Here is an 18,014-nt window from a genome sequence, read left to right as displayed (position 1 = left end):
AATTGTGGGCTGGGAAAGGTTATGGCAAGGATGGTTTAAACTGCAAACCATCCTTGAAGGTTACCAGCTAGCCTTGTCTCTTGAGCAAAAGATGTGATCAAGAGACAGGCCCATGCAGGGCTTTTTATTACCTTTTCAACACCAATATCTGCATAAGCACGGCATAGAAGCATTAAATTTAAGCGACGATAGCATTTAAGTTGATTAACAGATAACCAATTGAATCAGTTGCGTGAATTTCCAGACAAAACACGGGTGACAAGCGTAAGTAAGCTTAGTATACTTCTTCCCGCTTCAGGTAATGACGATTACCTTAAGTCGGCCCCTTAGCTCAGTTGGTTAGAGCACACGACTCATAATCGTTAGGTCCACGGTTCAAGTCCGTGAGGGGCCACCACCCGATTCAACAAAAAAGCCCATTGATTCAATGGGCTTTTTTGTATCTAAAAACTGATCTCCGCTAGTTATCACACAATATCCGTGTATTTACACATTCCCCTCGCTGAACTGTTTTAAATTTTTAGCCTATTCGATGTTATTTAAATATCCATAAAAATAGGCTCTTTGATAAGTGTTAAGCAGCAACACAATCAAAGAGCCTATTTAAAATCAATGAGCTAATTCCACAAATATCTGAGTGCTAGGTTTTTAACTTGCCTAACTGCTCATGTTGCTGCTTCACTAAGTTTGCTAAAACTACACTGCTTTGCTGTGCTTCACCCGCAAGACGCGCAAGTTCAGAAGCCGAATCAGAAATGCCTGTAATATTGCGATTAACTTCTTCAGTCACCGCGCTCTGCTCTTCTGCCGCTGCCGCGATATGGGTCACCTGCCCAGAGATTTCTTCAATTTGACTCACCATAGAGTTCAATGAGTTCAGCGCTTGCTCAGTTTGAGATACGGCCATTTGTGCCCGTTCAGCGCCTTTATCTATGATGCCAGAAGCACTTTGAACTTCTTTTTGCAGTGCATCGATAAGAGTACTAATATCATTCGTCGAGCTTTGAGTCTTAGATGCCAGCGCACGGACTTCGTCCGCCACCACAGCAAAACCCCGTCCTTGTTCACCCGCCCTCGCCGCCTCAATCGCCGCATTTAATGCCAGCAGGTTTGTTTGTGCGGCAATGGAGCTGATCACCTCAAGAATACGACTAATATTCATACTGCTGTCTGCAACTTTACTCACGGCCAGCTTAGCTTCCATTGACTCTTTAGACATAGTCGCCACAAAGCCCATCGCCTTAGTCAGACTTTCTTCACTGTGACGAATGTTGCGTGACATAGCTTCTGTTTCTGCAGCGGTTTGCTCAGACGCCTTAGCAACCTCAAGTGCAGTGGCACTCATTTGGTTTACGGCCGTTACCACACTCTCAATTTCACCATATTGACGATTGACACTATCACGCGTGAGCTGGGCAATTTTCGCTGAAGCTTGGCTTTCTTCCTGAGAACGACTCGCGAGAGTTTTAAGCTCGGCAATCAGGTTTTTCAGTTTATAAATAAAGGAGTTGAAACCTTTTGCTAACGCAATCAACTCTGCATGGGAGTCCACTTCTATCGATTGCGTTAAATCGCCATCAGCGCTTGCCAGGTGTTCTACACGGCCTTGGATCATCTTTAAGGGTGAAATAATGCTACGGATCACTAGGCTAATCGTAATCACAGCAGCAATCGACACGACAACACCGACCATGAGCAACAAACTTCCCAAGGAAGTTGCCATTTCATCCATATCATTATTCAACACAATCGAACTCTTGTACGCCTGCGCAGTTGGCACTTGGATCACTAAGGACCACTCGGCATTCGCTAAAGGGATCTTAATTGGGTAGGCAACAATAATTTCATCATCGTTAACCATGTAACCCGAGTTCTTGTGTAACGAGATGATTTGTGAGGCAATTGCTGGATTTATAGACTCAGCCAAAGGACGAGCCTTTTTACTGTAATGACTTGCTGCAACCACTAAACCGCGGGTACTCAATAAAGTTACTTTCGCTTGCCCATCGTAGAGGCTCTTAGATAACTTATCGATAAGGGTTTGAAAGACTGGTAAGTTTAAATCAACACCGACCACACCGATAAACTGTTTACGCTTAAGCACAGGAACAGTTAGCGAGGTCATTAATGCTTTGTTACCGGGAGTAATTTCGTATAAATACGGCTCCATTAGACAGGGCTTTAAGGTTTCTTTACCGCATAAATACCATTCTGCATCACGGATCCCAAATTCATTTAGGCTAGTAAGGTATTTTTCTGACGAATCTTCAACCTGTTGATGTGCAACAGTGCCATTGTCATCACGGGTATAGTAAACCTCTAGGGCACCTGATGTCGTTACACTGTGGCTGGAATTAATATTCAGAAACTCAGTATCGAGCCCATCATAACCATTAGGTTCAAACTGGGCATACATGGAGGAAACTTGCGCATTCTTCTTAAGCACAGCCGCCACAGTGAGTTCTAAACGATCACGCTTTAAGGGAAGTTCTTCTGCCGTACTCTCCACCATACCGGCAAAAGAGTAAGGAATACGATAGGCTTCGTTAATAAATCCAGCGACCATTTCGCCATATTCACCGGCGCGGGCTTCGAGTTTATCCCGTGTTTCAGTTTGTAGGGTATTTTGAACTTGATCCGATAATTGCGCGTTTTGAGCCGACAGTGTCCACCATAAACTGATAGATAAAATAGCCACTATCGATAAAAATAATGCTGATGTAATCCACAACAACTTAGTACTGATGGACAAATGCTTCATCTAGTAAACTCCCAAGAGAACGACAATAGCGTAATTATTTTGATCTACTTTATTTTTATACTTTCTATACAGCATTAAAAATAGCACTTAGGGTAAGAATTACCAGTACTTAAGATAAAGAGTTGTCAATGGAATGTAAAACTTTTGAATGACTAAATAAAAAAAAGGCCAAATTCAAATAAATGAATTCAGCCTTTAATATCAAACACTATTCTTGATTGAGTCTAGGATTAGCGTCCCCACAACCAAGCGGCGCCACGCACCCCAGATGAAGCACCATAATAATTTTTAACAACCGGTGTATGGCACTCTCGGCCAACCACATATAGCGGCAAAATTTTTGGTAATTCGGTGTAAATAGCATCGATGTTAGACACGCCGCCGCCAAGGACGATAACATCAGGATCCATCATATTGATCACATGGGCCAATGAACGGGCTAAACGGTCAATAAAGCGGTTAAATGCTTGAGTTGCCAGCGGATCTCCCGCTTGCATCATTTGGGCAATTTCAATACCGCTGTCAGCAACACCGCCCGCAGCGCGAAAGTCGCGAACAAAGCCTGTTCCAGATATAAACGTTTCGATACAGTCTCTATTACCACAAAAACACGTCGTGGTATTAAATTCATCGGCTTTCATCCACGGTAAAGGATTATGGCCCCACTCACCACCAATACCATTGCCACCGTCATGTACTTGGCCTTTGATGGCGATACCAGCACCACATCCCGTTCCAATAATGGCACCAAATACAACTGACTTTCCTGCGGCAGCGCCATCTACCGCTTCTGATACGGCAAAACAGTTCGCATCATTAGCAATTTTTACTTTACGATTTAATCGAGTCCCCAGATCCACATCGAGTGGATGACCATTGATCCAAGTTGAATTAGCGTTTTTTACTAGGCCAGTAAAAGGAGAAACAACCCCAGGAATACCTATTCCGATAGTGGCGGTTTGCTGCAGGCTGTCTTCGACTTCAGTTACCAATGCAACCAAAGCATTGACTGTCGCAACATATTCTCTCGGTGTCGGGATGCGTTTACGAAAGACTTCGTTACCATCGCTATCTAATGCGACTACCTCGATTTTTGTGCCACCAAGATCGATACCAATTCGTAACATTCATATACTCCGTTTAAATATATTTAACGCAAAGCGATGCATTAACAACCTGATGCATATCTGCAACTGTAGAGACGCTGCTAAGTAGAACTTTTCGTTTTAAAGTTATCTACATTAGAATTTACAAGCGCACTATGCCTGCTGGACAAACAGCAATCAACCTCAATGTATTTAAATACACCATAGCGCATACCCGCACATGCCATTATCTGCTTATCCGATAGTACTGCGAATGTTCCTTGATTTATCCGCAGCAGAAAAACTTGGATAGAACTGTCCCCGCTTAAATCCACCTTAAAATTGATAAGGTCATTTGTAACAAAGTCTGTTTTTGCCTATGTCTGCCATTGGTTTGAATTGGTTATCGCCTTATACTTTTGAGCTCAAATATTAAAACAACAATGTTGGAAGCAAGCGATATGACTATTGGGACTGCTCCGGTAAGTAAAACACATTCATTTATGACTGTGTCTCTTATCGAATTATGGGAACGCTTTGGTTATTACGGCATGCAAGCGCTGATTGTGTACTTTATGGTGCAGCGCCTTGGCTTTGATGACTCACGTGCAAACTTAGTATGGAGTGCCTGTGCGGCACTTATTTATGTATCACCGGCAATTGGTGGCTGGGTTGGGGATAAAATCCTCGGCACCAAACGCACTATGCTGCTCGGTGCGGGGATCCTCTCTCTGGGTTATGCGCTAATGGCCGTACCCACTGAAAATACGTGGTTTATGTTTTCAGCGCTCGGCGTGATTGTGGTCGGTAACGGCCTATTCAAGCCGAATGCGGGTAACTTAGTCCGTAAAATTTACGAAGGTGACGACTCTAAAATCGACAGTGCTTTTACCATCTATTACATGGCGGTAAACGTGGGATCGACCTTCTCTATGTTGCTCACGCCTTGGATTAAAGATTACGTTAACGCCCAGTATGGCAACGAATTTGGCTGGCACGCGGCCTTTGCCGTGTGCTGTGTCGGTATATTGGTGGGGTTAGGTAACTATGCACTCATGCGTAAGAGTCTAGTCCATTACGGTTCTGAGCCAGATACTCGCCCTGTGAACAAGAAAAACCTCGCGATTGTATTGGGTCTATCCGCATTGTCAGTTGTCGCTTCAGCCATTATTCTTGAATACGAAGCTGTTGCGCGCGTCTTCGTTTATGCAGCAGGCGTAGCCGTATTGGCAATCTTCTTCCACTTGATCCGCACCAGCGAAACCAGTGAAAGAGCGGGACTGATTGCAGCACTGATCCTTACCGTGCAAACTGTGTTCTTCTTTATTTTCTATCAACAAATGTCAACGTCACTCGCGCTGTTTGCCCTGCGTAACGTGGATTGGGATTTTCAAGTTTTTGGTACCCACTTGTGGACTTGGTCACCTGCCCAGTTCCAAGCATTAAATCCATTATGGATTATGGTATTAAGTCCAGTACTCGCATGGAGCTATTCGTGGGCTGGACGCAATGATAAAGACTTTTCTATCGCGGCGAAATTTGCTCTCGGTTTTGCCGTTGTGGCGATTGGCTTCTTTATCTATGGCTTTGCGGGCCAATTTGCCGTCAATGGTAAAACCTCTTCATGGATCATGATCTGGGGCTATGCCTCTTACTCTTTAGGGGAATTGCTGGTGAGTGGTCTTGGACTTGCCATGATTGCCCGCTACGTACCTGCACGCATGGGCGGCTTTATGATGGGTGCCTATTTCGTCGCATCAGGTATTTCCCAGTATTTAGGCGGTGTGGTTGCTAACTTCGCCAGTGTACCCAAGGATTTAGTCGACCCACTGCAAACCTTACCCGTATACACAAGTCTGTTTAATAAACTAGGTATAGCCGCTGTGGTCTGTACCTTTATCGCACTTGCGGTATTACCTCTGATGCGTCGCCTGACTGAGACTCATCATTCACATAACAATGCTGCTGATCATGATATTAATGAAAGTGCTGCAGCATCGCTACGGGATGTGAAAGCCGAGCAGTAATGCTCGACTGACAATAGCGATTTTTCTATTACATAACATTAACTGCCGATAGCCCTGCTATCGGCAGTTTTTTATAACTTCATTCAACATCGTTTATATCCTTATATTGCTACTCATAGCCAAATGAGCTTTAGCGAAAGTCATGCAATCCCACTGTGACTGGCTTAGCGCTGAGTTGCTGAGAATAAGAACTTCAGTTCCACATTATCGGCCCTCACACGCAGATGACTTCAGTCCCTCGATTTGTTACAAAGCAAGTATGGACTCGGACGCACTCGGTTTAATAGCGCAGCTCAAGTGCACACTCAAATTGAATAACGAATGAAATAACAAAGGGAAAAGTGTTATCCATTAAAGCTTGATAAGCCGTGTCGTTAACCCCATATCAATAACACTGAATACCTTTTATTCATCAAGACTGAGCCGTTAACGCTTTGTCTTAGCAATGAGCCTAGCAATGCAACAAACAATACGCCTAACACAGTTAGCACCTCTTGTTGTCGCTAGCAAAAACGGCAGTCACTTGGAGACACTATGTCACAACAGACATCAATATTGGCCGATATTCCCTTCTCGCTATTGGAACTCGCGCCCATGCGCCAAGGCTCAACCGTGGGTGAAACGCTGCACAATAGTTTGCAGTATGCCAAGGAAGCCGATCGCCTCGGCTTTAATCGTTTTTGGTTTGCCGAACACCACAATATGCCCGGTATCGCCAGCGCGGCGACCTCGGTATTAATTGGTTATATTGCTGGCAATACGCAGCGTATTCGCGTCGGCGCGGGTGGCATTATGCTGCCAAACCATGCGCCATTAGTGGTCGCCGAGCAGTTCGGCACTCTTGAAAGTCTCTATCCTGGTCGTATCGATTTAGGACTGGGACGCGCACCCGGCAGCGATCAAGTTACCAGCCGAGCACTGAACCGTGATACCAGTCGCGCCGAACAATTCCCTGAAGAAGTCAGTGAATTACAAACCTTACTCGGCCCTTACAATGGTCGCCATGCGGTGCGAGCGATTCCTGGAGAAGGCACTAATGTGCCGATTTGGTTATTGGGCTCGAGTCTCTTTAGCGCACAGTTAGCGGCGCAGCGCGGTTTGCCCTATGTGTTTGCGGGCCACTTTGCACCACGTTTTCTCTACGATGCGATTGAAATCTATCGCCGCGACTTTAAACCTTCTCAAGTGCTTGATAAGCCATATGTAATGCTTGGCTTGCCGTTAGTTGCCGCCGATACAGATGAAGAGGCCCAATATTTGGGAACGACCTCAAAACAGCGCGTGCTGGCACTTATCCGTGGTCACGAGTTATGGCTAAAGCCACCAGTTGATACTATGGATGGCTTGTGGAGTGAGCAAGAAGAAACCTATGTCGATAATTTCTTAGGTTTATCCGTTACTGGTGGCCCAGCGACGATTAAGCATCGTTTGGAAATGATAGTAAAAGAACTCGGCGTGAATGAGTTTATCTTTACCAACGACTTGTATGATCTTGATAAACGCAAAAAGGCATTACAGATCCTAATGGAGATTAAAAAGTAGCGATTCATTTAACTGATGAGTGCTGAAAGTCACTGGCAGTAAAAATGGCTGCCAATGGAACCATCCTCAAAACAATTGCCCCATAAAAAATCCCGCCGCAGCGGGATTTTTATTATGTAAAACTGTCATCTAAAACGGTTTTTATATCAAAGCAATATTAGCTTTTCAGAACGGCATCGAAACTGGCTTTGAGGATACCAAGGCCTGCATCAATTTGTGCATCCGGCGCGGTTAATGGCACCAAAATACGCAGCACATTACCGTAAGTGCCGCAGGATAATAAAATCAATCCACGGTCACGGGCATCGCTCAACACTTGCGCGCAATAGTGCGGTGCAGGTTTGCCCTCTTCCATCAGTTCGATGGCGATCATCGCGCCTAAACCACGCACATCGGCGATTTGTGGATGTTCGACCTGCATCACATTCAGGGCAGACTTAATGCGCTCACCAATGGCATTGGCTCTTTCTAGCAACTTTTCTTCTTCAAACACTTCGATGACAGCAAGCGCTGCGGCGCAGGCTAACGGACTGCCGCCATAGGTACCACCAAGGCCACCCGGACCAATCGCATCCATCACTTGCGCGCGGCCGGTAATCCCCGAAAGAGGGAAACCACCCGCGATAGATTTAGCAAAAGTCGTGATATCCGCAGCCACACCCATTTGTTCCATAGCGAAGAAAGTGCCAGTACGGCCTGCGCCCGTTTGCACTTCATCGGCGATGAGCATAATGCCTTCACGGTCGCACAGTGCGCGCAGGCGCTGCATAAAGGCGGGTGATGCGGCGTAGAAACCGCCCTCGCCCTGCACTGGCTCTAAAATAATGGCGGCGATATCACTTGGCTCGGCATCATTTTTAAAGATACGTTCAATCGAGGCCATAGCATCGTCATCGGACACGCCGTGAATCTCGCACGGAAACTCGGCGCGGAACACATTCGCCGACATCAGCCCCATACCTTTGCTGTAAGGCGCAACTTTTCCGGTCAGTGCTAAGGCCGCGATAGTGCGACCATGGTAGCCAGAGGTAAACGCAATCACGCCAGCGCGTTTAGTAAAGGCACGCGCTACTTTAACTGCGTTTTCAACTGCTTCTGAGCCACTAGTGAATAATGCCGTCTTCTTAGCAAAATCCCCTGGCACCAATTGATTAAGCTTTTCACACACTTGGATATAGCTCTCGTAACCGAGCACCATAAAACAAGTGTGGGAGAAATTATCCAGCTGAGCGGCAACCGCCGCCTTCACTTTAGGGTGAAGATGACCGGTATTAAGCACGGCAATGCCGCCCGCAAAGTCAATAAACTCGCGACCTTCAACGTCCCACACGGTCGCGTTTTCGGCGCGCGCGGTAAAGATAGGGTGAATTTGCCCGACACCACCCGCAACTGCGGCTTGGCGACGTGCCATCAATGAATCATTGGTTGTTGTCATTTAGTGTTCCTCACACGCCAAATCGGACCGTATTAAACGGACATGCAGATGTACTTCATTTCTAAATATTCTTCGATGCCGAACTTAGAACCTTCGCGGCCAAGCCCTGAAGATTTCATCCCACCAAAGGGAGCCACTTCCGTCGAAATCAAGCCAGTGTTAACCCCAACCATACCGTATTCCAAGGCTTCGGCGACTTTCCACACCAGTGAAATATCGCGACCATAGAAATAGGCGGCGAGGCCAAATTCCGTATCGTTAGCCTGTTTAATCACATCGTCGACATCACTGAATTTAAACAGCGGCGCGAGTGGACCAAAGGTCTCTTCACGGGCGACACGCATGCTTTTATCGACATTAGTGAGCACGGTTGGCTCGAAGAAATTACCGCCAAGGTCATGGACTTTGCCGCCAGCGACCACAGATGCGCCTTTGGCAATGGCATCGACAAGGTGACTTTGCACTTTTTCGACCGCGGCGGCATTGATCAGCGGGCCCGTTGTGACGCCCTCCTTGATGCCCTCTCCGACTTTGAGCTTGCCCACAGCAGCGCTGAGTTTTAAGGCGAATTCATCGTATACGCCATCTTGCACATATATACGGTTAGCGCAGACGCAGGTTTGGCCGGCATTACGGTACTTAGCGATCATGGCGCCTTCGACAGCGGCATCGATATTGGCATCGTTAAACACGATAAATGGCGCATTACCGCCTAATTCTAAAGATAATTTTTTAAGAGTTGGCGCACATTGCGCCATTAATTTAATACCAATATTGGTTGAGCCAGTGAAAGACAGCTTACGCACTATCGGGTTGCTGCACATTTCATTGCCAATCTGCACCGCATCACCCGTTAACACACTAAATACGCCCGCAGGAATACCGGCACGCTTAGCGAGTTCAGCCATAGCTAATGCGGTAAAGGGGGTTTGGTGCGCAGGTTTTACCACCATAGTGCAACCCGCAGCTAACGCTGGAGCGGCTTTGCGGGTGATCATCGCAGCAGGAAAATTCCACGGCGTAATCGCGGCGGTTACACCGACAGGCTGCTTAATTACTATCAAGCGCTTATCCCCTTGATGCCCAGGAATGGTATCGCCATAAATACGTTTCGCTTCTTCGGCAAACCACTCGATAAACGAAGCGGCATAGGTTACTTCACCTTTCGCTTCTGCCAGCGGTTTACCCTGCTCAGTCGTCATGAGCAATGCTAAGTCATCACTGTTTTCATTGAGTAATTCAAACCAACGCCTTAACTTAGCGCCGCGCTCTTTGGCAGTGATCGCTCGCCATGCAGGTAAAGCCGCTTCTGCCGCCTTAATCGCCATTTCAGTTTCAACTTGTCCCATATTAGGAACGTAGCCAATCAGGGCATTGGTTGCGGGATTAACCACCTTTAGCGTGTCACCAGAAACGGCATCACACCATTGACCATTAATAAAAGACTGTTGACGTAGCAAACTCGGATCATTTAATTGCACAAGGATTTCCTCGTATTGTGAAGCTACCTAGCTTCTTAAAAGTGATGATGTTAGAGACCTAGTTTGTCTCTTAACGTGTAATACCAAGCTCCGATAGCACTAAAAGGGACGCGAAGTGCGTGACCGCCGGGGAAAGGATAATGTGGCAATGCAGCAAAGGCATCGAAGCGCGTGGCTTGGCCGTTGAGCATTTCAGCAAGTAACTTACCTGCCAGATGGGTATAAGTGACACCGTGGCCACTGCAACCCTGTGAATAATAGATGTTCTTACCGATACGACCGACCTGTGGCAGGCGCGATAGCGTCAGTAGGAAGTTACCTGTCCAGGCATAATCAATCTTCACATCTTTTAATTGCGGAAAGGTTTTGAGCATATTAGGAATAATGATCGACTTGATATCCGCCGGATCGCGGGCGCCATACACTACGCCGCCGCCGTAAATCATCCGCTTGTCGCCAGACAGGCGGAAATAATCGAGCAGATAGTTACAGTCTTCGACGCAGTAATCCTGCGGTAATAAGCTCGCCGCTAGATCGTCACTCAAGGGCTCAGTGGTTATCACTTGCGTGCCGCAGGGCATAGATTTCGCCTGCAATTCTGGTAATAACTTGCCTAAATAAGCATTACCCGCCACGACCACAAACTTGGCTTTAACACTGCCCTGCGCCGTATGCACAACTGGGCTATCGCCTTCATCGACACTCAGCACTGCTGAGTCTTCATAAATCTTGCCGCCGAGGGATTCGACCGCGCGCGCTTCGCCAAGAGCTAAGTTAAGCGGGTGAATATGGCCGCCGCTTTTATCAAGCAGACCACCGACATAGCGCTCAGTATTTACTACACCGCGAATACCTTTGGCATCGAGGAGTTCAAGCTGATTAACATGACCGTGGCTTTCCCACAGTTGCTTTTGATGGCGCAGATGACCCATTTGCTTTTCATTCATCGCAGCAAACACGCCGCCATCTTTGAGATCGCATTGAATGTTGTACTTAGCAATCCGATCGCGGATGATTTGCCCGCCCTCAAAGGCCATTTGGCCAAAGAGTTTACCTTGTTCTTTACCGACTGTTTTTTCAATAGTATCAATGTCACGGCTATAACTATTAACGATTTGTCCGCCATTACGGCCCGAGGCGCCCCAGCCAATGCGAGCAGCTTCTAATACCACCACACTCATGCCAGATTCTAATAAATGCAGCGCGGCAGAAAGGCCTGTATAACCTGCGCCAATCACACAAACATCGGCTTCAATCGATTCCTGTAGACGCGGACGTTCAACCTTATCGTTGGCCGATGCCGCATAATATGATCCAGCGTGAGCTATAGCAGACATGTTGTTCCCTTGAATTCTAATGTTCATTATTTTAAACAGCCATCACATCCTACACCTTCATAAAACGAAACACTAGCCAGAAAAGCGCAATAATTTACATTTTGTTTGATATATCAAACACGCGATTATTTTTAGCTCAGTGATTCAATTCTGGTGATCTTGAGTAACAGTACTAGCCTGCAAAGCAAAGCGGGTGATGGGAGCGGTGACAAATATCAAGGATGGCTTTGGCAATACCAAAGCCATCCCAAAATTAAACTAACTAGTTCATTGGTGTACGGTCGCGTTTCTCTGCCCGTCTTGCCATATACCAAGAAAGGAAAGCGATGAGTGAAACACACAGTATGATCAGCGTCGCTAAGGCATTGATCTTAGGAGAAACCCCTAAACGTACCGAAGAAAACACCACCATAGGCAGCGTCGTTGCACCAGGGCCTGAGGCAAAACTTGCGATCACTAAATCGTCTAAGGACAAACTGAATGACAACAACCAACCCGCCACCAGCGCCGGCGAAATCATAGGCACAGTGATCAAGAAGAAAGTCTTGAGCGGTGTTGCCCCTAAGTCCATTGCCGCCTCTTCGATTGACATATCGAGCTCGCGCAATCTTGAAGACACCACCACAGCCACATAGGCAGCACAAAATGTTGAGTGTGCAATCCACACTGTCATCATGCCACGCTCTCTGGGCCAGCCCAACAAATCTGCCATGTGCACAAACAGTAAAAGCAAAGACAGACCAGTGATCACTTCAGGCATTACCAGCGGTGCAGTAATCATGTTCGACAGGGTCAGTTTTGCCCATGAACGCTTAAAGCGTGTCATCACAAAGGCTGCCATAGTACCGATAATGACCGCCATAGTTGAGCTATAAAACGCTATCCGCAGGCTGGTCCATACTGCATCTAAAATCTGTTGATCTTGAAATAACTCGCCATACCATTTAGGTGAAAATCCGCCCCATACCGTCACTAATTTAGAGTCGTTAAAGGAATAAATCACCAGCACTAACATTGGTGCATACAAGAAAAACAAGCCAAACCAGAGCATCACTGAAGAAAAGCTTAATTTTTTCATAGGTCTTTCTCCAAACTACGCGCCTGATAGCGATGGAATAAAGTGATCGGAATAATCAATAGACCCAACATCACAATCGCCAGTGACGAAGCCACAGGCCAGTCGCGGTTATTGAAAAATTCTTGCCATAACACTCGACCTATCATCAAGGAATCGGGACCACCGAGTAGCTCTGGGATCACAAACTCACCCACGGCAGGAATAAACACCAACATAGAACCGGCAATCACACCACTTTTTGACAGCGGGAAAGTGATTTTCCAGAAGGTATTCAAACGGCTCGAACCCAAGTCAGACGCAGCTTCAATCAAACTCATATCAAGTTTCACTAAGGTGGCGTACAAGGGCAGAATCATAAAGGGTAAATACGCATAGATGATGCCGATATACACGGCAATATTGGTATTGAGGATCTGTAACGGCTCAGAAATAATCCCCAACCACATCAGTGAATTGTTAATGATCCCTGTGTTACTTAAGATCCCCATCCAAGCGTAAACACGGATTAAAAATGAGGTCCAAGAAGGCAACATAACTAACAGCAGCAGCACGGTTTGCAACCGTGCAGGGGCACGGGCAATGGCATAGGCCATTGGGTAGCCAATAATCAAGCAGCCCAAGGTCGAAATTAACGCCATTTTCAATGAGCTGAGATAAGCCATGTAATATAGCGAATCATCGAGCAACATCAAATAGTTACCCAAATGCAGGAAGATATTTAATACATCGTCAGCATATTGGAATGTTGCTTCATAGGGCGGGATAGCAATCGCCGCCGTCGAAAAACTCAGTTTAAGGACAATCGCAAACGGTAAGGCAAAAAACAGCAGCAGCCAAGCGTAGGGAATACCTATGGTCCAGAAGCGGCCCTTAAGCCACTTTAATTTAATGGGTTTCTTCATGATCTCAACACCACGCCACTGGTGTCCTCCCAACTAATGAACACTTCGTCATCCCATGTGGCATGATCGGCGCGGCGTTCACGGTTAGTCATACTGCACTGTACGATTTGACCATTCTCTAAACGAATGTAATAGACTGAAATACCGCCTAAATAAGCGATATCATGCACGATTCCTTTCGCCCAGTTGTACTGACCTTCAGGCTGCTCACGGCTAATAATGGTCTTTTCGGGACGCACTGCTAGCCAAACATTCTTATCTTCAACGTTAGTCGTGACGCCATAACCGACATAGAAAGGTTGAGCCAAATCATTAGATTTAATGATCAGATGGTCGACTTCATCCACTTCAATCGCGCCACCAAACAAATTCACAGTACCGATAAACTCGGCAATCATACGACTGTTCGGGCTTTCGTAAATATCCATTGGCGAGCCAGTTTGAGCAATCCAGCCATCACTCATGATCGAAATTCGACCAGCCATTGTCATGGCTTCTTCCTGATCGTGGGTCACCATCACGCAGGTCACGCCGACACGCTCAAGGATTTCAACCACTTCTAGCTGCATTTGGGTACGCAGTTTTTTATCCAATGCGCCCATAGGCTCATCGAGCAGTAATAATTTAGGTCGTTTCGCCAATGAACGGGCCAGTGCAACACGCTGGCGCTGACCACCGGATAACTGATGCGGTTTACGCTTACCGTATTGCTCCATATGCACGAGTTTCAGCATATCTTGCACACGCTGTTCAATTTCGGCTTTAGGCAGCTTGTCTTGCTTCAAACCAAATGCAATGTTTTGTGCCACTGTCATGTGGGGAAACAAAGCATAGGATTGAAACATCATATTGATGGGACGTTCGTATGGCGGTAAATCAGTGATATCTTCCCCATCAAGGAAAATACGGCCAGAGGTGGGCTTTTCAAAACCCGCCAACATGCGCAGTAGTGTTGACTTACCCGAGCCTGACCCGCCAAGTAAGGCAAAAATTTCGCCTTTATTGATAGTTAATGACACATCGTCGACAGCCCGCACGTCATCGAATAATTTGCTTACCCGCTCAATCTTGAGCAGTACTTTTTCTTGCGTCTTTGTTGTCGGTTTATTGGTGACGCTCGAGGTGATTGCCATAGTACTTCTCCACCCGAAAATGAGGCGTAGATACGCTCAAACTCTAGGTTCAACACGATTAATGAATGAAAAGTGGTTAAACAAACTGTGTCAAATCCTATACGTGGATTAACTATGCATAGGATTGGACATAGAAGTTTGCCAAGCTGGGGGCAAGCTAGGCTTGCCCCCTATCGACTATTGTCCTGACTTCACTTTGGTCCAAACACGAGTTAATACGCGCTGAATTTTCAAAGGACGAATTTCACCGATATAAAGTTTGTCTAACACTTCTTGTGGTGGATAGATCGCAGGATCGGTACGGATAGCCTCATCAACCAGAGGTTGAGCGGGATCGTTCGGGTTAGCATAGGCCACATAGTTAGAGATAGGCGCTATGACTTCTGGACGCAGAAAATAGTTAATCAGCGTGAGTGCATTATCGACGTTCGTTGAATCAGCTGGGATAGCTAACATATCGAACCACAGATTGGCACCTTCTTTTGGAATGGAGTAGCCGATCTTATTGCCATTTTTTGCTTCTTCAGCACGGGCCTTCGCCTGGAATACGTCACCGGAGAAACCGTAAGCGACACAGATGTCACCGTTTGCTAAGTCAGAAATATAACGTGAAGAATGGAAATACGTCACATAAGGACGAATTTTTTCCAGTAACTCACCCGCTTTTTCATAATCTTCAGCCTTAGTGCTGTTAGGATCTAAGCCTAAATAAATCATCGCCTGTGGCACCATGTCGTCGGCAGAGTCCAACATAGCAAAGCCACACTTAGAAATTTTTTCAGCGTATTTAGGATTGAAGATCAGTTCCATTGAGTTAAATGGCGCATCTTCCCCCACAGCGGCTTTCACTTTATCTATGTTGTAACCAATGCCATTTGTTCCCCATAAATAAGGCACGGCATATTGGTTACCCGGATCGGCTTTTTCAAGCAACTTCATCAGGGCTGGATTTAAATTTTTAAAGTTAGGTAACTTAGCGCGGTCTAAAGGTTTGAAAGCACCCGCTTTGATTTGCTTAGCGAGAAAGTGGTTAGAAGGTACAACGATATCGTAGCCACTACGACCAGACAGTAATTTAGCCTCAAGCACTTCGTTACTATCAAATACATCGTAAATTACCCTAATGCTCGTTTCTTTCTTGAAGTTTTCTAAGGTATCTTCCGCGATATAATCTGACCAGTTATACACGCGAACCACTTCTTCCGCTTGGGCCACTGCGCTCGCAAATACGCTCGCAGTCACCAGCGCTAATGTGGTCATCTTATTAAATAGCTTCATGCTTTCTCCTTTCTCGGGTAGCAGAACTGCTTAAGCAAATTCTGACATTGTGTCACCGGGCTGCCCGGATATTGTTGTTATTTTCGACCAATGCTACACCTTAAAAACCGCATCGGCAGTCTCTACGGCATGATAACCATGCCTACTTTATATCTTGCTGCAATTTGTTAAGTATCAGGTTTCGTGCCAAATTTTCGAGGCATCGGTATTGCATTAACACTCAAAAAAATAGACTAGATATGACACTGCTTGTACATTTTGCAACATTAAGGCAAATGCCTCAAGTCCCTAAGCAATCGCAAAAAAACACTTAGATAAACACATTTTAAATATGACTAACAATTAGTTAGTAACGCTAGTAAGCGAACAACCTAAAATTGTTAAGCCTATTTTACTTCCCTTGCAGACAAGCAATGGAATTGAATAATCACTTTAACGGACAAGCCATTAAAAACCATCATATTATTTAACAAGCGAGTTGCACCAGTTAAGTGCAACCTCACTAAAACAGTGCACGCATCAGTATCGTTATGGCCTACGTTAACCCCTTATTCCTTGGGTTAACGCGGCAACACGGTCAGTGCAATCAATCCAAAACATTACACAGTGAGTAATAGGAATTCACGTTCCCATGAGCTGACAACACGGCGGAAGTTTTCAAGTTCAGCCTGTTTTACCGCCACAAATCCAGTGGTGAAGGATTCGCCTAAATATTGCTTACAGGCATCACTTTCTTCCATCGCCGCTAATGCTTCCTCTAATGTCAGCGGTAAACAATGGGTATTATTGCTACGGCTTTCATTGGCTTTACCTTGCACAGGAGTCGAAGGTTTTAGCGACTCAACCATGCCGATATAGCCACACAACAAGCTCGCGGCAATCGCCAAATAACAGTTAGCATCGGCGCCGGGAATGCGGTTCTCAATGCGACGGTTTTGTGGTGAAGATTCTGGAATGCGTAAACCACAGGTACGGTTTTCATCGCCCCATTCTAAGTTTACAGGTGCAGAAGTGCCGGGGAGGAAACGACGAAACGAGTTCGCATTTGGCGCCATCAGTGGCAGCAACTCAGGAATGAATTTTTGTAGGCCTGCAATATATCCCAAGAATAGCTTGCTCTTAGTCCCATCTTCATTGGTGAAAATATTCTTGCCCGTCTCTTTATTGATCACGCTTTGATGAATATGCATCGCACTGCCAGGCTCATCCGTCACGGGTTTTGCCATAAAAGTGGCGCAAACATCGTGCTTCAGCGCGGCTTCCCGTAAAGTGCGCTTAAAGATAAACACTTGATCAGCTAAAGATAATGCGTTGCCATGACTGAAGTTAATCTCCATCTGAGCGGGACCATCTTCATGGATTAAAGTATCGATATCTAAACCTTGAAGCTCACACCAATCGTACATGTCTTCAAACATAGGATCGTATTCGTTGGCAGCATCAATAGAGAATGACTGGCGACCCGCTTCGGGGCGACCTGAACGACCAATTGGAGGCTTTAAGGGTAAATCGTGGTCGTCACTACGACGAGTCAAATAGAACTCCATTTCGGGAGCGATAACAGGTTCCCAGCCCTGTTCGTCATAGAGAGACAAGACTTTTTTCAACACGTTACGTGGTGACAGCTCAATCGGATTACCCATTCTGTCGTAGCAATCGTGGATAACCTGTGCCGTGGCTTCGATGGTCCAAGGCAACATAAAGACGGCATTTTCATCGGGTACACAAACAAAATCGATGTCGGCGGGATCGAGCAAACTGTAGTAAATCTCTTCGTCGACAAAATCACCCGTCACAGTTTGCAACAACACACTTTCGGGCAAACGCATGCCTTTTTCATCGAGAAACTTATCGACTGGAGCAATCTTGCCGCGGGCGATGCCAGTCATGTCACTGATAACACATTCGACTTCTGTGATTTTTCGTTCTTTTAAAAAAGCGATTAGCTTATTCAT

The 18,014-nt window shown here is 46.1% G+C and carries 12 protein-coding genes and 1 tRNA gene; 3 read left to right on the top strand and 10 right to left on the bottom strand.

Annotation, left to right across the window (positions count from 1 at the left end; all coding sequences use genetic code 11):
* The first annotated feature begins 320 nt into the window (after positions 1–320).
* Positions 321–397, top strand: a tRNA-Ile gene (locus KO531_RS19600).
* A 243-nt stretch (positions 398–640) separates the two neighbouring features.
* On the opposite strand, the gene KO531_RS19595 is transcribed toward KO531_RS19600, so the two are convergent.
* Positions 641–2,761: a methyl-accepting chemotaxis protein gene (locus KO531_RS19595; protein ID WP_105249900.1), complete on the bottom strand. Its 2,121-nt coding sequence runs from the start codon at positions 2,759–2,761 to the stop codon at positions 641–643.
* A 230-nt stretch (positions 2,762–2,991) separates the two neighbouring features.
* Positions 2,992–3,888: a fructokinase gene (mak, locus tag KO531_RS19590; RefSeq protein WP_028760873.1), complete on the bottom strand. Its 897-nt coding sequence runs from the start codon at positions 3,886–3,888 to the stop codon at positions 2,992–2,994.
* A 419-nt stretch (positions 3,889–4,307) separates the two neighbouring features.
* On the opposite strand from mak, the gene KO531_RS19585 reads away from it, so the two are divergent.
* Entirely contained in the window at positions 4,308–5,873 is a 1,566-nt protein-coding gene (locus KO531_RS19585) for a peptide MFS transporter (protein ID WP_028760874.1), read from the top strand.
* Positions 5,874–6,407: 534 nt separating this feature from the next.
* Positions 6,408–7,415 carry an LLM class flavin-dependent oxidoreductase gene (locus KO531_RS19580; RefSeq protein WP_219252047.1) on the top strand — a complete coding sequence of 336 codons (1,008 nt, stop codon included), beginning with the start codon at positions 6,408–6,410 and terminating at the stop codon, positions 7,413–7,415.
* A gap of 157 nt (positions 7,416–7,572) precedes the next feature.
* Here the strand turns inward: KO531_RS19580 and gabT are convergent, their stop codons facing one another.
* The 8 genes from gabT to KO531_RS19540 form a co-directional block, all read right to left on the bottom strand.
* Positions 7,573–8,850 carry a 4-aminobutyrate--2-oxoglutarate transaminase gene (gene gabT, locus KO531_RS19575; RefSeq protein ID WP_219252046.1) on the bottom strand — a complete coding sequence of 426 codons (1,278 nt, stop codon included), beginning with the start codon at positions 8,848–8,850 and terminating at the stop codon, positions 7,573–7,575.
* A gap of 32 nt (positions 8,851–8,882) precedes the next feature.
* Positions 8,883–10,331 carry an NADP-dependent succinate-semialdehyde dehydrogenase gene (gene gabD, locus KO531_RS19570; RefSeq protein WP_219252045.1) on the bottom strand — a complete coding sequence of 483 codons (1,449 nt, stop codon included), beginning with the start codon at positions 10,329–10,331 and terminating at the stop codon, positions 8,883–8,885.
* Positions 10,332–10,381: 50 nt separating this feature from the next.
* On the bottom strand, positions 10,382–11,668 hold the full coding sequence (locus KO531_RS19565; protein ID WP_219252044.1) for an FAD-binding oxidoreductase: 1,287 nt from the start codon (positions 11,666–11,668) through the stop codon (positions 10,382–10,384).
* Between the two features lie 262 nt (positions 11,669–11,930).
* A complete protein-coding gene (locus tag KO531_RS19560; RefSeq protein ID WP_105249905.1) occupies positions 11,931–12,746 on the bottom strand; it encodes an ABC transporter permease subunit in 816 nt (271 codons plus the stop codon).
* Entirely contained in the window at positions 12,743–13,648 is a 906-nt protein-coding gene (locus KO531_RS19555) for an ABC transporter permease subunit (RefSeq protein WP_028760880.1), read from the bottom strand. Before KO531_RS19555 ends, KO531_RS19560 begins: the two co-directional genes overlap by 4 nt.
* The gene (gene potA, locus KO531_RS19550) at positions 13,645–14,781 is read right to left on the bottom strand and encodes a polyamine ABC transporter ATP-binding protein (RefSeq protein ID WP_028760881.1); all 1,137 of its coding nucleotides are present in this window, start codon (positions 14,779–14,781) and stop codon (positions 13,645–13,647) included. The genes KO531_RS19555 and potA overlap by 4 nt, the downstream gene beginning before the upstream one ends.
* 177 nt (positions 14,782–14,958) lie before the next feature.
* Positions 14,959–16,059, bottom strand: a complete 1,101-nt coding sequence (locus KO531_RS19545) for a polyamine ABC transporter substrate-binding protein (protein ID WP_028760882.1) — start codon at positions 16,057–16,059, stop codon at positions 14,959–14,961.
* A gap of 599 nt (positions 16,060–16,658) precedes the next feature.
* On the bottom strand, positions 16,659–18,014 hold the full coding sequence (locus tag KO531_RS19540; protein WP_105249908.1) for a glutamine synthetase family protein: 1,356 nt from the start codon (positions 18,012–18,014) through the stop codon (positions 16,659–16,661).

Origin of the sequence: Shewanella sp. NKUCC06_TVS (assembly GCF_019345515.1) — a bacterium.
GTDB classification, from domain to species: Bacteria; Pseudomonadota; Gammaproteobacteria; order Enterobacterales; family Shewanellaceae; genus Shewanella; species Shewanella oncorhynchi.
The sequence above is the reverse complement of the archived record's forward strand: the minus strand, read 5'-3'. Positions and strand labels throughout refer to the sequence as shown.

Coding starts and splice junctions, on each gene's coding strand:
- KO531_RS19595 (WP_105249900.1), bottom strand. CDS start 2,761: ATGAAGCATTTGTCCATCAGTACTAAGTTGTTGTGGATTACATCAGCA.
- mak (WP_028760873.1), bottom strand. CDS start 3,888: ATGTTACGAATTGGTATCGATCTTGGTGGCACAAAAATCGAGGTAGTC.
- KO531_RS19585 (WP_028760874.1), top strand. CDS start 4,308: ATGACTATTGGGACTGCTCCGGTAAGTAAAACACATTCATTTATGACT.
- KO531_RS19580 (WP_219252047.1), top strand. CDS start 6,408: ATGTCACAACAGACATCAATATTGGCCGATATTCCCTTCTCGCTATTG.
- gabT (WP_219252046.1), bottom strand. CDS start 8,850: ATGACAACAACCAATGATTCATTGATGGCACGTCGCCAAGCCGCAGTT.
- KO531_RS19565 (WP_219252044.1), bottom strand. CDS start 11,668: ATGTCTGCTATAGCTCACGCTGGATCATATTATGCGGCATCGGCCAAC.
- KO531_RS19560 (WP_105249905.1), bottom strand. CDS start 12,746: ATGAAAAAATTAAGCTTTTCTTCAGTGATGCTCTGGTTTGGCTTGTTT.
- KO531_RS19555 (WP_028760880.1), bottom strand. CDS start 13,648: ATGAAGAAACCCATTAAATTAAAGTGGCTTAAGGGCCGCTTCTGGACC.
- potA (WP_028760881.1), bottom strand. CDS start 14,781: ATGGCAATCACCTCGAGCGTCACCAATAAACCGACAACAAAGACGCAA.
- KO531_RS19545 (WP_028760882.1), bottom strand. CDS start 16,059: ATGAAGCTATTTAATAAGATGACCACATTAGCGCTGGTGACTGCGAGC.
- KO531_RS19540 (WP_105249908.1), bottom strand. CDS start 18,014: ATGAATAAGCTAATCGCTTTTTTAAAAGAACGAAAAATCACAGAAGTC.